The sequence below is a fragment of the Salmonella sp. K21076 genome, assembly GCF_039650795.1.
GTDB lineage: Bacteria > Pseudomonadota > Gammaproteobacteria > Enterobacterales > Enterobacteriaceae > Salmonella > Salmonella enterica.
In genome coordinates this window covers 1-13,997 of the sequence record NZ_JBCLYA010000050.1, presented here as the reverse complement: position 1 = coordinate 13,997, position 13,997 = coordinate 1, and the positions used below count along the sequence as shown (strand labels likewise).

Genomic DNA, 13,997 nt, shown 5'->3' with positions numbered 1-13,997 from the left:
AGGAGGGAAGATGCAGGACTATATTTTGGAGTCGTTGAAGCTCCAGCGCATTGATTTTTTTATTAAGCTTGTAGCGGCTAGTGAGTGCAGCGACGAAGAAAAGCGGCTGGCTATCCAGTGGGTGTCAGAACTGACCGACGAGCTGATGGCGAAAATCCGCAGCCATGAATACTGCCGGTCAATGGACGTAACCAGTTAAGGGAAATCTGTATGCGCATTGAAATAATGATCGATAAAGAGCAGAAGATTAGCCAGGCTACACTGGACGCCCTTGAATCCGAGCTTTACCGTAATTTGCGCCCTCTGTATCCCAAAACAGCAATTCGTATCCGCAAGGGCAGCGCCAATGGTGTTGAACTGAGCGGGTTAAAACTGGATGAAGACAAAAAGCGAGTGATGGAAATAATGCAGCAGGTCTGGGAGGACGACAGCTGGTTACATTAGCGAACGTTGCGGACGATAAAACTGGTTTTTACCGTCCGCAAGGTTGAACAACGAGCCACGTGAGGCGTTAGCGCTGTTGTGCATGTCTATGCCGCATGAAATCGCATGATCGTTTGAGGATCGTTTTTGCTCAGGCCCGCCAGAACTGGCGGGCTTTTGCTTATGTCATGCAGGTGCATGAAAACCACTACACAAAGCGGGCAGGCGTGGCGGGGATACGAGCGCGCGCTCAGCGTCTCACGTTAGGTCCAAAGTCCTTGCAAGCAAAAAAGCTTACCTTTATCTTTCAATTAGAATTGTCTGCAAAAAAGTAAGGAAATCAAATGGCAGAGAACGGCCCTATTGAAGATTTGGCGAAACGCATATCGGAGGATCTACTGAGTCGATTTAAGTGGCAGCAGCATGGCCCCTGCGACCGAGATTTCCTTTGTGATGATGAGGCTAAACATAAGCCTGAAGGTAAGAAGCAGAAGCACACGCATCCTGTAGATGTTGTATTTAGTTATAAAGACCCATATTTAAACAAAGTTATTTATTTAAATACTGATTTAAAAAGTTATAAAGCAGGTTCAATAAATGCGTCAAAAATAGAATCTGCATTGGCGTCATTAGCAAAAACTATTGAATGTGCTCGCTATAGTCCTGAGTGGTCAGAAAAATATAATTTTTCTCAAATTGACTGTGAAGTTCGCGGTTTACTGTTTGTTTTTAATCATGATAATCAGTTGCAGCATGATTTTTATGAGTTTTTTAATCCTCCCAAACCCGCTAAAGGAAGAAGAGATAAGGCTGTCAACTTAGAAAAGATTCCTTTATCCGCAGGTCAGCAAATTCATATAATCGATCCGTTTCTGATTAATTATATGTTGGCAATAACGAATGATATGAATGATTTGATTGCCAAGAAAGAGTTTCCTGATGAAGAATATGGATTCTATTACCCTCAATTGACTTTTCATAAGGTTGCTGTGACTGAAAAATATCTTCCAGCTACTATAGAAGTCTTGTCATCACCTTTCATGGTTATCAAACATGGTGCTGTTTATAAATTTAACAGAGCTAAAGGTATTGAGGAGGAAGTTTATCCAGAAGGGTTTGTTGTGTATTACAACAAAAAAGGTAACAGCGACAATGAATTCTTTTATTTGTTAGATATTTTGTCAAATTATCAAATTCTTGATGGTATAAATAAAATTAGGATAAGGCTGGCATATCGAGAAAAAGATGAGAGGATTCTCTCCCATTTTCAACGGGGAGTTGAAAAATATGCGCATGAGTATGGGTTAGATGAAGAAGCTAAAAAGAGGCTTGAAGATTTAGACGTTAAAGTTGTGTCTACAGTAAAAGAATTCTTCTCTGCAGAAGTTATTTCTTGGGAGCCGAAATGAAAAATATTCACAGCGTAACTGATAAAGCTTTGTATGATGCTTTAAACCAAAAGCAAATTACCCTAAATGAAATTCAAGACCTTTTCTTAGAGAGAGGAACGATTATATGTAAAAAAACTCCTCGAAAGGAATTGGCAAGAAACTATTCTCGAATGACTCATGATTATTACGAGCATCAAAAAATTGCAACCCTGCTAGGTGGCCAGACAAGGACCGAAAAAATTACATGTGTAAGAATTGAGACTGGTATAGATAAGAAAGGTATTATAGACGCGGCAGAAAAACTTAAGAAAGAAATTACCGGGCAGGATGATTATTGTAAAATAATCGTGGATGGGCCGCGAGTTCTGATTAATATTAGATATCTTTCAACTAATTATGGAAAAAGTGATTTCAAACAGGCTATTAATAAAGAGGCGTTAATTGAAATTGAGCCTCTTGATGATGGTTACAGTATCCGTCGTCCAGATAATGAAAACCTTGACGATTACGAGGGGCTTTTACTGGGGCACATCAGCGCTATTCAGAACGAGCAAGCGGATGATAGTAACCTTGATTTAAAATTAAACGAAATTTCACTCTCTCACAATACATCTGCTGATGTTAGAACTTTATTCTTCGATAAATTAATCCGTACACTTGATGGCTATGAGTTACTGGATGTTACTGATGCTTATGTATATCACCCTAAGCCTGAAACTATAGAGGCTGAAGATGGAAACACCGAAACTGGAGTGCATGTGTCTAGGGCATCACTTAGGGGTGAGGGGGTACTTAAATCTGATGAATTAAGTGATCTTTATGATAGAGGATTCTATATCTGGAAAATAAAATGGAAGGTCAAGGAGAACTTGGCAGATCCAGATATATTTGAGCTTGAGGCCCAATTTGGTGATCCTCTCAATTGTACTAATTTCTCATATTTAGTTAAGGGAGTCAGAAAATATAAGGCAAACGGACAATATTTCAGTAAGCCGCAAAAACTCTCTGGTAGAGAAACTGAGCGATTCAATAAATTAATTGAAAATAGAGCTTATTCTATTATAATGGAAATCAGCTAATACATCATAAGGAGTGGCTATGTCACAATTAAGATTGAAGTGGATGAGATTGAAAATCAGGACCAGCCCTGAAGCTGTCTTTGATTTTATCAAAAACACGCCTTATTCTGATGCTATTGGTGCTGGTTTTACTAAGTATGAAACCATTCATAATGGTATGACTGCAACTTTCAATAAAAAATCTGTTGTTTTAGAGCCGATTGCCGATCCATTTGGTGAGGTGCTGGAATTCGAAAGGGTTGTATTTGATCAGATTAGTTTTTCTATCCAAACCCTCAGCAATAAGATATGTTTGTTAACTTTTTACAATCCTCCAAAAACAGTTAAACCTTTTATCGATTTTTTGTCTCAGGCCGAAGGGTTAAATGTTGCTTATGGGAATTTAACCGTAGATCTTAAAGCTTTCATGAGGGTCATTCGAGAAAATTTCGGCGTAAAGGTGTTTGGCATTTCCAAAGTGAAGGTGTCAAATCTTCCTGTTACTGAAAAAACAAGAGCATGTTTGGAATTGAATTCTAGCGGCGATGCTTTGCATGATTTGAAGATTTTTGTTGGGGATAGTGAATTCAAGCTCGATAAAATAAAAGCAGGAGGGTTTTACCTTGATTCAAAGATTAGTTTTGAATTAACCAGTGGGGCTTCTGCAGTGGTTCCTGATGAGCATTTTTCGATTTTCAATGATGCTATTTCATGTATGGAAATTGATAAATTTTAGGGGCGATGGTGTCATCGTTATATGATGGCACCATCTTTTATAATAAAATTAGCTTATGTCGTCGAGTGTATATTTCGCAAATCTAATGACTTCATCCCCTAACCATTCATTGAGTTCTTTAATCCTTTCTTGAAGGGGTATTAATTCATTTCGTACAAACACGCGGCTGGCCTTTTCCACATCACCAAAGCCGCCGGTATTGTTGGGGATGATGCCCATCATCTGCGGTGGCACGCGGTGCGCTGCCATCATGTCATCGCGGCTAACGTTCTTGATGTTAAGAAACTCATCCTTTGCCGCAACTTCCGACAACGGGATGATCTGGATGCCGTCCTTTTTACCATTGGGCGAGTACATAAACAGGTTGCGGAAGTTGCCCGGCCCTTTGGCGCTTTTCATTGCCTGGCGGATATTGTTCACGTCCTCCTGATTCTGTGCTGCATCGGTCATATACATGATGAACCCCGCATGGCTGCCGTTGATGTAATACTTCCGGCGGAACAGCGTTGCGGACTCGTTGAGCAGGGTTGACGGAATGGCGGAGAGATAGCCGGGCAGCCCGTAAATCTCTTGGTTAATATCCGGCTCCATAAGGTGAAAGATGTTGCCCTGTGTAAATTCATAGGGCTGCGTGGTCAGGTCGTACTGCACAAACCAGTAGGTGTCGAGGTCCAAGCCACGGCGTGTGTACTTCGCCAGTGCTGGCTCCAGTGAGAGAACGCCGCCGAGCCGGTTGGTGCGCTTTTCCAGATAGGCGTTACCGAACACCAGATAATCTTGGACGAAACGGGCAAAAGCCTGCTGGCTGAGCAGGCGGTGCGGGATGTACGTACTGCTGAGAATGTCACGCTTAACCGCTATCGGTGAGCTGTGATGCACAGCGGCGCGGTAGGTTCGCGCCAGCCCGTCAAAGCTTACTGGCGGCTCATACCATCTGTCCATCTGTACGCATTCCACATAGTCCAGCAGTTCGCGGCGGTCCAGTACCGGGATCGGATCGCCAAAGCTGAACGCTTCGGCGTGAGTTGTATTCTTCTGCTGTTCGGCCTCCTGCACTGGCGCGGTGCTGGTCAGGGCGTCGTGTTCACTCATCAAAAAATCTCCACAATATTGCTGGTATTGGCGGCTTCGCCCTGCAGCGGTTCGTTAAACAGTGCGTGCATCGTTGCCCAGGCCAAATCTGCGTGGCTGGCTTCTTCGCTGCGGCTGGCTTCATAGGTTGGGCGGTTGCCGCTGGCGGTGGTGGCCCGGCGGATAGCCATAAAGGACTGCGCAATGTCGGTATGCCCGGCGTCAAACTCCAGACGGCGGTGGCTGATAATGTCGTACGCCTTGAGCACCAGGGCGTTTTTGACGTTGGGGTTGTAGACAAACTCTCGTACTGCTGGAAAAAAGTCTTTTACGTTCAGGTAAACACCGTGACCGACGCCGGTCGAGTCGATGCCGATATAGGTCACGTTGTACTGCTGTGTCAGCTTTTTAATGGCGTCAGCCTGGGCGCGGAAGTCCATCCCACGCCACTGATGACGCTCCAGAATGCGGAACTTTCCGCCCGGTACAGTGGGCGGAGCAATAACCACACAACCTGCGCTGTCACCGTTCTGCGTACCTTTCGCCGGGTCATAACCGATCCAGACTTCGCGCCAGCCAAACGGGCGCAGCGCCAGCGCCTGAAAATCGGTCCAGACTTCCCAGCTGTCCACCATGCACGCCTGCAGTTCGCTGAGCGGGAATACTGACGCCAGATCGTCAATAAATTCGCACATCAGCAGGTTCTGGTATTCGTCCGGGCTGTACTCCATGCGCAGCTGGTCGAGGTCGAACAGGTTACAGCCGCCGCGCACCGCATCCTCCACGGTGACGATCTGGCGGTACTGTCCGTCAGGGCAGAGCAGGCCGCGTGCAAGGTTGCTGTGGGTCAGGTCAATATCTACCTTGTCCGCTTTGGCTCGGCCCCGGTTAAACAGCGCGCCGGACCAGAACGGATAGGCACTGTGGGTCAGGCTGGACGGCGTGGAAAAGTAGGTTTGTCGCCATTTCTTGTGAATGGCCATACCGGAGGCAACCTTGCGCAGCTCCTGGAATTTCGGTATCCAGAAATATTCATCAAGGTACAGGTTGCCGTGGTAGCTCTGCGCCGTACGGGCGTTGGTGCCGAGAAAGTACAATGCTGCGCCATTGGGTAGCACCATAGGATCGCCTTTCAGCTCCACCTCAACTTCTTTTGCAAAGTCGATGATGTACTGCTTAAAGACGTGCGCCTGTGCCTTACTGGCAGAAAGGAAAATCTGGTTGCGTCCGGTCAGCAGGGCGTCAATCAATGCTTCACGGGCAAAATAAAACGTGGCGCCAATCTGGCGCGACTTGAGCAGATTACGGATGCGGTTTATTTTTCCTGCTTCAAACCAGTGACGCTGATAGTCGAACATTGAGGCGTGGAAGACTTCTTCCAGCTTTTCGATCTGTTCGTCGGAGAAAACGTTCTTTTCCGGCTGCCTGCGCGGACCTTTGTTACGGTTGGCTACTTTCGGGTTTAAATCTGCTTCGTTCCCGCCGTCGTTAAATTTTCCGATCCGGGCGTGACGCTCTGACTGGCGCGCCAGCAGGTCAATTTCCTTGAAGTCTTTCCCTTCTTTCTGCTCCTTCATGATGAGCTGGCAGTAACGTGCGGCGGTGGTGAGCTGCATCTGATCCAGCGGCCCATAGTCGCCCCACTTGTCGCGTTTTTTCCAGCTGTGAACGGTTGCAACTTTTTCGCCCAGCATTTCAGCAATGCGGGCTACGCGGTATCCCTGAAAGTACAGCAGCATGGCCTGCCGACGGGGATCGAGGTCTGCGGGGGTCAGTGTCGTGTTCATGGCCCAAACATACGGCCTTGGATGGCGGCTTTCCCCGGCTGCGGTTTGTGTGGTTTACCGTACAAATACAGCGCGTTGTCTCACTCCCCCCATCACCGCAAACATAAGACTCCAGTAAGTTATTTCTAACGGAGCACGGCTCATGACAGTGAAAGCAAAGCGTTTCCGCATCGGGGTGGAAGGTGCCACCACTGACGGGCGCGAGATCCAGCGTGAATGGCTGGTACAGATGGCTGCCAGCTACAACCCGACGGTCTATACCGCGCTGATTAACCTTGAGCACATCAAGTCTTATCTGCCGGAGAGCACTTTTAACCGCTATGGCAGGGTGACGGGGCTGGTTGCAGAAGAAATCCAGGACGGCCCGCTGGCGGGCAAGATGGCACTTTATGCCGATATCGAACCCACTGACGCCCTGGTGGAACTGGTGAAAAAAGGCCAGAAGCTTTTCACCTCCATGGAGGTCAGCACGAAGTTTGCCGACACCGGCAAAGCCTACCTTGTGGGGCTGGGTGCGACGGACGATCCTGCGAGCCTTGGCACCGAAATGCTGGCTTTCAGCGCCAGCGCCGCACATAACCCGCTGGCAAACCGTAAGCAGAACCCTGAAAACCTGTTTTCGGAAGCGGTTGAAACGCTGATCGAACTGGAAGAAGCCCAGGACGAAAAGCCGTCCCTCTTTGCCAGCGTCACCGCGCTGTTCACCAAAAAAGAGCAGACCGACGATGCGCGTTTCTCCGATGTGCATAAAGCCGTGGAACTTGTCGCCACCGAGCAGCAGAACCTGAGCGAGCGCACTGATAAATCCCTGGCTGAAAACGGTGAGCGCCTTTCCGCGCTGGAGTCCTCCCTGCAGGAACAGCAGACCGCCTTTGCCGAGCTACAGCAGCAACTGAGCCGCGAAGACAGCCGCAAGGATTACCGCCAGCGCGCGCCGGGCGGTGACGCACCGGCAGGCACCCTGACCAATTGCTGATGGAGCATAAAACCCGATGAAAAAGAAAACCCGCTTTGCCTTTAACGCTTACCTGCAGCAGCTGGCGCGCCTGAATGGTGTGGATGTTGAAGAACTCTCCAGCAAGTTCACCGTGGAGCCGTCCGTGCAGCAGACTCTGGAAGACCACATCCAGCAGTCTGCTGCTTTCCTGACGCTGATTAACATCACGCCGGTCACTGAGCAGTCCGGTCAGTTGCTGGGGCTGGGCGTTGGCAGCACCATTGCCGGAACCACCGATACCACCACCAAAGAGCGCGAGCCTACCGATCCGACGCTGATGGAAGACGTGGAATACAAATGCGAGCAGACCAACTTTGATACGGTGCTGACCTACGCAAAACTGGACCTGTGGGCGAAATTCCAGGACTTCCAGGTGCGTATCCGCAACGCCATCGTCAAGCGTCAGGCGCTGGACCGCATCATGATCGGCTTTAACGGCGTGAAGCGCGCCAAAACCTCCAACCGTGCTGAAAACCCGCTGCTGCAGGACGTCAATAAAGGCTGGCTGCAGAAAATCCGCGAAGACGCGCCGGATCACGTCATGGGCAGCAAAACCGCAGAAGACGGCACCACTACTGCAGAACCAGTAAAAGTAGGTCCGGGTGGTAAGTATGTAAATCTTGACGCGGTGGTGATGGATACCGTCAACGAGCTGATCGATGTGGAGTATCAGGATGATGACGAGCTGGTTGTTGTCTGCGGACGTGAACTGCTGTCTGACAAGTATTTCCCGCTGGTCAACAAAGAGCAGGACAACAGCGAGAAAATCGCCGCCGATCTGATCATCAGCCAGAAACGCATGGGCGGCCTGCAGGCTGTGCGCGCGCCTTTCTTCCCGGCAAATGCCCTGCTGATCACCCGTCTGGATAACCTGTCCATCTACTGGCAGGAAGACACCCGCCGCCGTTCAGTTATCGACAACCCGAAACGCGACCGGATTGAAAACTTTGAATCCGTCAACGAGGCGTATGTGGTCGAGGACTACCGCTGCGCGGCGCTGGTAGAAAACATCGAAATCGGTGATTTCAGCGCGCCTGCCGCACCGGAAAGTGGGGAATAACGCATGAGCCTGAGTCCCGCACGGCAGCACCGCCTGCGCATTCAGGCTGAACAGGCCGCCCGTGAGGGCGGCAGTGTTCGCCATGCGTCGGGCTATGACCTGATGCTGCTGCAGCTGGCAGAAGACCGCCGCCGCCTCAAGGGCGTCCAGTCCACGGTGAAAAAGGCGGAAATCAAGGTGGAACTGCTGCCGAAATATTCCGCCTGGGCGGAGGGCGTGCTGGCTGCCGGAGGTGCGCAGCAGGATGACGTGCTGATGTACGTGATGCTGTGGCGTATCGACGCCGGTGATTATGCCGGTGCGCTCGAAATCGGGCGCCATGCGCTGCGCCATGGCTGGGTGATGCCTCTGGGCAACCGTAACGTGCAGACCGTGCTGGCAGAAGAAATGGCAGACGCGGCGCAAAGCGCTCTGCTTGCCGCTGCCGGTTTTGATGCCGATCCGCTTCTGCAGACGCTGGACCTGACCACCGATCTGGATATGCCGGACCAGTCGCGGGCGCGCCTGCATAAAGCCATCGGTGCTGTACTGAGCGAAAGCAACCCGGCGTCTGCCCTGAATCACCTTAACCATGCGCTGCAGCTTGATCCCCGCTGCGGTGTGAAAAAAGAAAAGCAGCAGCTGGAGCGCAGACTGCGCAATGACAGCCGCTAACGAACGTGCCCCGCGCACGGGCGGCACGGGATGGCGAAAGGCACTGCCACATCAAAATTCCGTCCACCGCCCACTTATTCAGGAGAACGCCGCATGAAGTTTGTTGCGCCAGAACAGGCACCGGAACAGGCGGAGGTCATCAAAAATACGCCGTTCTGGCCTGATGTGAACCTGTCGGAATTTCGCAGTGTGATGCGCACTGACGGCACGGTGACGCAGCCGCGTTTAAAGCAGGTCGTGCTGACGGCGATCTCTGAGGTTAACGCTGAGCTGTACGACTTCCGCAACCGTCAGCAGATGCTGGGCTGGCGGACACTTGCTGAGGTTCCCGCAGAAATGCTGGACGGTAAAAGCGAGCGTATCCGGCACTACCACAACGCTGTTTTTTGCTGGGCGCGCGCTGTGCTTAATGAGCGTTATCAGGACTATGACGCCACGGCGTCAGGCGTGAAGCGAGGGGAGGAGCTGGCGGAGGCCAGCGGCGATCTGTGGCGTGATGCCCGCTGGGCCATCAGCCGGGTGCAGGATGCACCGCACTGTACGGTGGAGCTTATCTGATGAAAGTGCGTGCGCATCAGTATGACACGGTGGACGCGCTTTGCTGGCGTCATTACGGGCGCACGCAGGGTGTCACTGAGCAGGTTCTGCAGGCAAATCCGGGGCTGGCTGAGTACGGCCCATTTTTACCGCACGGGCTGCAGGTGGAGCTGCCGGACATTACGGCGTCAACCACGGCGCAGACCGTCCAGCTATGGGACTGAATTATGACGCTTGAACGAATCAGCGCCTTTATCACTTACTGCATTGCCGTGCTGCTGGCATGGCTGGGCGATCTGTCGCTCAAGGATGCGTCAACGGTTGGCGGCGTACTGATTGGTGTGCTGATGCTGGCTATCAACTGGTACTACAAACACCAGTCTTTCAAATTGTTACGTGGCGGCAAGATTTCGCGGGGGGAATATGAATACTTCAATCGTTAAGTGCTGCCTTGTCGGGGCAGTGCTGGCTATCGCAGCCACGCTGCCCGGATTTCAGTCGCTTCATACCTCCGTTGAGGGGCTGAAACTGATCGCCGATTACGAGGGATGCCGCCTGCAGCCTTATCAGTGTAGCGCGGGCGTCTGGACTGACGGGATCGGCAATACGTCCGGTGTGGTGCCTGGAAAAACCATCACGGAACGGCAGGCGGCGCAGGGACTTATCACCAATGTGCTGCGCGTGGAGCGGGCGCTGGAAAAATGTGTGGTGCAGCCGATGCCGCAAAAGGTCTATGACGCGGTGGTGTCGTTTGCTTTCAACGTGGGCACCGGCAACGCCTGCAGCTCCACGCTGGTTAAGTTGCTGAACCAGCGGCGCTGGGCGGATGCCTGCCATCAGCTGCCGCGCTGGGTATATGTCAAAGGTGTGTTTAATCAGGGGCTGGACAACCGCCGCGCGCGGGAAATGGCCTGGTGCTTAAAAGGAGCCTAACGGAATGAAAAAGAAAGTCATGAGCGTTTTTTTCCAGCTGGCATGGGCTGCGCTGTTGGTAATCAGCCTGCTGTATCCGCGCAGCGGTGCGCCGGTTCTGGTTGGTGCGTCTGTCCAGGTGTCATGCTTCCTCGCCTGGCTGCTTGCTGCGCTGTGCGCTGTCGGGTGGTTCGCCGGAGATCGGGCGCGCGATGAGGTCAGGGCGGCATTAATCAAATTCAGGGCGCACCCCGTAAAACCCGTGCGTACATGGGCTATCAGGCTGCTTATTGTTCTGTGCCTGGCGTTTTCGGGATGGGTGATCACCCTGGTGTTTTACCTGCTGACGCTGGTTTTGTATCAGATTGCCCGCTCGCAGCTTCATGAGCCGATGGCGGCCTGATGCGTGCGCTGGCGGTAGTGCTGGCGCTGGCACTTGCGGCGCTGGGCTGGCAGTCGTGGCGGTTAAACAATGCCAGCCACACCATCGAAACGCAGGGCGCGGCGCTGAAAAGCAAAACGCAGGAGCTGACGAAGAAAAACAGCCAGCTGATCGGCCTGTCCATTCTGACCGAAACCAACAGCCGGGAGCAGACGCGGCTTTATGCGGCTGCGGAGCAGACCACCGCACTGTTGCGAAGTCGCCAGCGCCGGATCGAGGAGCTAAAAAGTGAAAACGAGGATTTACGCCGCTGGGCTGACACTCCTTTGCCTGCTGACATTATCAGGTTGCGGGACCGCCCGGCCCTCGCCGGAGGTGCAGCTTACCGTGAGTGGCTGTCCCAGAGTGACGCAGTGCCGCCTGGAAAGGTCAGCGCCGCGCAGTAACGGCGATCTGAATGCGGTGCTGGATGAAACCGAGGCCGCCTGGGCGGTCTGTGCTGACAAAGTGGACACAATTATTGCGTGTCAGGAGCGAGACAGTGAACAAACCGCAGTCCTTACGCAGCGCCCTGAATAAAGTGGTTGCCTATGTCCGGGACAACCCGGACAAGCTGCACCTTTTCGTTGATAACGGATCACTGGTGGCAACAGGAGCCAGTTCCATGTCATGGGAATACCGCTACACCCTGAACGTGGTGATCGAGGATTTCAGCGGCGACCAGAATCTGCTGATGGCCCCAGTCCTGCTGTGGCTCAGTACCAGCCAGCCGGACGCCATCAACAACCCGGATCTGCGCGAAAAACTGTTCACCTTTGAAGTGGATATTCTGCGAAACGATGTGTGCGATATCAGCATGAACCTGCAACTGACTGAGCGTGTGCTGGTCAGCACTGACGGCAGCGTGTCAAGCGTTGAAGCGGTGCCGGAGCCGGACGAACCCGAAGAAATGTGGACGGTGAAACGTGGATGAGCTGCAGAAGGTTGATGACTGGCTGACGGCGCTGCTGGCGAATCTGGAGCCTGCCGCACGCAACCGTATGATGCGGCAACTGGCGCAACAGTTGCGCCGGACGCAGCAGCAGAACATCAGGCTGCAGCGTAATCCTGACGGCATCGGCTATGAGCCGCGCAGGGTGACAGCCCGCAGCAAGAAGGGACGTATCAAACGCCAGATGTTTGCAAAGCTTCGCACCACAAAATACCTGAAAACCGCCGCCAGTGCGGACTCCGCCAGCGTGCAGTTTGATGGCAAGGTGCAGCGCATTGCCCGTGTTCACCATTACGGCCTGCGTGATCGCGTCAGCCGAAAAGGCCCGGAGGTCCGCTACGCAGAGCGCCGCCTTTTGGGCGTGAATGATGAGGTGGAAACCATCACCCGTGACACTCTGCTGCGCTGGCTGGCGGGGTGATCTTTGTGCCACTGCTGGCACAAGCGCCCGCGCTGCCTCCCTTTTCCCTCTGATGGCAACCTTTCGTTATGAATGCACAACTGACCGAAATCATGCGCCTTATCACCAACCTGATCCGCACCGGCACCGTGACCGAAGTGGACCGGGAAAACTGGCTGTGCCGGGTGAAAGTGGGCGAGCTTGAAACTAACTGGATTAACTGGCTGACGCTGCGTGCCGGTGGTGCCCGTACATGGTGGTGCCCGTCGCCGGATGAGCAGGTGGTGGTGCTGAGCATGGGCGGCAATCTGGAAACCGCTTTTGTGCTGCCCGCCATCTACTCCAATCAGTTTGCGCCGCCGTCGGATTCTGTGGACGGCTGCGTGACGGAGTACCCGGACGGGGGCTGGTTTGAGTACGAACCCGCCACCGGGAGGTGGCATGTCCGGGGTATCAAATCCATGGTGATCGAGGCGGCGGACAATATCACCCTAAAAACCGGTGAGTTTGTGGTGGAGGCTGACACAACACGCATTAATAGCGAGGTGGTGATCAACGGCGGCGTCACCCAGGGCGGCGGCGCAATGAGTTCTAACGGGGTCGTGATGGATAAACACGGTCACACTGGCGTTAAGTCAGGCGGGGATACATCGGGAGGTCCGGTATGACGTTGTATATCGGTATGAGCAGGAATGACGGGCAGGTCATTGCAGATACCGACCATCTGCGCCAGTCGGTGCGGGATATTCTGCTGACGCCGCAGGGCAGTCGTCTTGCTCGCCGGGAATATGGCTCCCTACTGTCAGCCCTGATTGACCAGCCGCAGAACCCGGCACTGCGCCTGCAGATTATGTCTGCAGTCTATGTGGCGCTGAACCGCTGGGAGCCGCGCCTTACGCTGGACTCCATCACCATCAACGGCAATTTTGACGGCTCTATGGTGGTTGAGCTTACCGGGCAGCGCAACAACGGCGCGCCGGTTTCACTTTCGGTAACTACAGGAGCAGACAATGGCAGTGATTGACCTTTCCCGGCTGCCCGCGCCGCAGATAGTGGACGTGCCGGATTTTGAGACGCTGCTGGCTGAGCGCAAGGCCGCTTTTGTGGCTCTTTATCCTGTGGATGAACAGGACGCGGTGCGGCGCACGCTGGCGCTGGAATCTGAACCCGTCACCAAGCTGCTGCAGGAAAGCACATACCGCGAAATCCTGCTGCGCCAGCGTATTAACGAGGCTGCGCAGGCGGTGATGGTGGCCTATTCGATGGGAAATGATCTTGAGCAGCTGGCAGCCAACTGCAACGTGAAACGCCTGACTGTAGTGCCTGCTGATAATGATGCAGTACCGCCGGTCGCCGCAGTGATGGAAGATGATGAGGCGCTACGCCAGCGCATCCCTGCTGCGTTTGAGGGGTTGTCGGTTGCTGGCCCGACGGGAGCCTATGAATTTCACGCCAGAAGTGCGGACGGACGTGTGGCAGATGCCAGTGCAACCAGTCCGGCACCTGCAGAGGTGGTGCTGACTGTCCTGAGCCGCGAAGGCGATGGAACAGCAGAAAAAGACCTGCTGGACGTGGTGGAAAAAGCTCTGAACAGTGAG

The 13,997-nt window shown here is 52.8% G+C and carries 23 protein-coding genes; 21 read left to right on the top strand and 2 right to left on the bottom strand.

The features are described 5' to 3' along the window. Positions 1-10: 10 nt before the first annotated feature. The 6 genes from AAYN39_RS18915 (at position 11) to AAYN39_RS18890 (ending at position 3,608) form a co-directional block, all read left to right on the top strand. Entirely contained in the window at positions 11-199 is a 189-nt protein-coding gene (locus AAYN39_RS18915) for a hypothetical protein (RefSeq protein WP_001154438.1), read from the top strand. 11 nt (positions 200-210) lie between these two features. Further along, on the top strand, positions 211-444 hold the full coding sequence (locus AAYN39_RS18910; RefSeq protein ID WP_001217561.1) for a DinI family protein: 234 nt from the start codon (positions 211-213) through the stop codon (positions 442-444). Between the two features lie 95 nt (positions 445-539). Next, on the top strand, positions 540-758 hold the full coding sequence (locus tag AAYN39_RS18905) for a hypothetical protein (RefSeq protein ID WP_000835188.1): 219 nt from the start codon (positions 540-542) through the stop codon (positions 756-758). Between the two features lie 9 nt (positions 759-767). Next, positions 768-1,832: a hypothetical protein gene (locus AAYN39_RS18900; RefSeq protein ID WP_000829584.1), complete on the top strand. Its 1,065-nt coding sequence runs from the start codon at positions 768-770 to the stop codon at positions 1,830-1,832. Then, positions 1,829-2,893, top strand: a complete 1,065-nt coding sequence (locus tag AAYN39_RS18895) for a hypothetical protein (protein ID WP_000789323.1) — start codon at positions 1,829-1,831, stop codon at positions 2,891-2,893. The genes AAYN39_RS18900 and AAYN39_RS18895 overlap by 4 nt, the downstream gene beginning before the upstream one ends. Positions 2,894-2,912: 19 nt before the next feature. Next, complete coding sequence (locus AAYN39_RS18890) at positions 2,913-3,608, top strand: hypothetical protein (protein ID WP_000080839.1); 696 nt, start codon at positions 2,913-2,915, stop codon at positions 3,606-3,608. Positions 3,609-3,656: 48 nt separating this feature from the next. On the opposite strand, the gene AAYN39_RS18885 is transcribed toward AAYN39_RS18890, so the two are convergent. Beyond that, positions 3,657-4,700 (bottom strand): phage portal protein, encoded by a 1,044-nt coding sequence (locus AAYN39_RS18885; RefSeq protein ID WP_001681813.1) that lies wholly within the window; start codon positions 4,698-4,700, stop codon positions 3,657-3,659. Further along, positions 4,700-6,466: a terminase ATPase subunit family protein gene (locus AAYN39_RS18880; RefSeq protein ID WP_001098453.1), complete on the bottom strand. Its 1,767-nt coding sequence runs from the start codon at positions 6,464-6,466 to the stop codon at positions 4,700-4,702. Before AAYN39_RS18880 ends, AAYN39_RS18885 begins: the two co-directional genes overlap by 1 nt. Before the next feature lie 142 nt (positions 6,467-6,608). Here AAYN39_RS18880 and AAYN39_RS18875 point away from each other — a divergent pair, with 142 nt between their 5' ends. The 15 genes from AAYN39_RS18875 to AAYN39_RS18805 all read left to right on the top strand — a co-directional run. Next, entirely contained in the window at positions 6,609-7,442 is an 834-nt protein-coding gene (locus tag AAYN39_RS18875; protein ID WP_000216272.1) for a GPO family capsid scaffolding protein, read from the top strand. Between the two features lie 16 nt (positions 7,443-7,458). Further along, positions 7,459-8,523, top strand: a complete 1,065-nt coding sequence (locus tag AAYN39_RS18870; RefSeq protein WP_000730751.1) for a phage major capsid protein, P2 family — start codon at positions 7,459-7,461, stop codon at positions 8,521-8,523. A gap of 3 nt (positions 8,524-8,526) precedes the next feature. Beyond that, positions 8,527-9,177: a terminase endonuclease subunit gene (locus tag AAYN39_RS18865; RefSeq protein ID WP_000059175.1), complete on the top strand. Its 651-nt coding sequence runs from the start codon at positions 8,527-8,529 to the stop codon at positions 9,175-9,177. 93 nt (positions 9,178-9,270) lie between these two features. After that, entirely contained in the window at positions 9,271-9,735 is a 465-nt protein-coding gene (locus tag AAYN39_RS18860) for a head completion/stabilization protein (protein WP_000673540.1), read from the top strand. Next, entirely contained in the window at positions 9,735-9,938 is a 204-nt protein-coding gene (locus AAYN39_RS18855) for a tail protein X (protein WP_000868184.1), read from the top strand. The genes AAYN39_RS18860 and AAYN39_RS18855 overlap by 1 nt, the downstream gene beginning before the upstream one ends. Before the next feature lie 3 nt (positions 9,939-9,941). After that, complete coding sequence (locus tag AAYN39_RS18850) at positions 9,942-10,157, top strand: HP1 family phage holin (RefSeq protein WP_000171566.1); 216 nt, start codon at positions 9,942-9,944, stop codon at positions 10,155-10,157. After that, a complete protein-coding gene (locus AAYN39_RS18845) occupies positions 10,138-10,647 on the top strand; it encodes a lysozyme (RefSeq protein ID WP_001097942.1) in 510 nt (169 codons plus the stop codon). Before AAYN39_RS18850 ends, AAYN39_RS18845 begins: the two co-directional genes overlap by 20 nt. Positions 10,648-10,651: 4 nt before the next feature. Beyond that, the gene (locus tag AAYN39_RS18840; RefSeq protein ID WP_000731034.1) at positions 10,652-11,029 is read left to right on the top strand and encodes a DNZ54_00345 family protein; all 378 of its coding nucleotides are present in this window, start codon (positions 10,652-10,654) and stop codon (positions 11,027-11,029) included. Continuing rightward, positions 11,026-11,454, top strand: a complete 429-nt coding sequence (lysB, locus tag AAYN39_RS18835; protein ID WP_024131238.1) for an Rz-like lysis system protein LysB — start codon at positions 11,026-11,028, stop codon at positions 11,452-11,454. The genes AAYN39_RS18840 and lysB overlap by 4 nt, the downstream gene beginning before the upstream one ends. Next, entirely contained in the window at positions 11,339-11,587 is a 249-nt protein-coding gene (gene lysC / locus AAYN39_RS18830; protein ID WP_223229656.1) for an Rz1-like lysis system protein LysC, read from the top strand. The genes lysB and lysC overlap by 116 nt, the downstream gene beginning before the upstream one ends. Next, positions 11,550-11,981: a phage tail protein gene (locus tag AAYN39_RS18825; protein ID WP_001039966.1), complete on the top strand. Its 432-nt coding sequence runs from the start codon at positions 11,550-11,552 to the stop codon at positions 11,979-11,981. Before lysC ends, AAYN39_RS18825 begins: the two co-directional genes overlap by 38 nt. Then, complete coding sequence (locus AAYN39_RS18820; RefSeq protein ID WP_000343944.1) at positions 11,974-12,420, top strand: phage virion morphogenesis protein; 447 nt, start codon at positions 11,974-11,976, stop codon at positions 12,418-12,420. The genes AAYN39_RS18825 and AAYN39_RS18820 overlap by 8 nt, the downstream gene beginning before the upstream one ends. A 68-nt stretch (positions 12,421-12,488) precedes the next feature. Next, positions 12,489-13,067: a phage baseplate assembly protein V gene (locus tag AAYN39_RS18815; RefSeq protein ID WP_000993749.1), complete on the top strand. Its 579-nt coding sequence runs from the start codon at positions 12,489-12,491 to the stop codon at positions 13,065-13,067. After that, positions 13,064-13,423, top strand: a complete 360-nt coding sequence (locus AAYN39_RS18810) for a GPW/gp25 family protein (RefSeq protein ID WP_000177408.1) — start codon at positions 13,064-13,066, stop codon at positions 13,421-13,423. Before AAYN39_RS18815 ends, AAYN39_RS18810 begins: the two co-directional genes overlap by 4 nt. Continuing rightward, positions 13,410-13,997, top strand: a 588-nt coding sequence (locus AAYN39_RS18805; RefSeq protein WP_346254055.1) for a baseplate J/gp47 family protein, incomplete at its 3' end; no start/stop codon positions are given. The genes AAYN39_RS18810 and AAYN39_RS18805, both read left to right, overlap by 14 nt.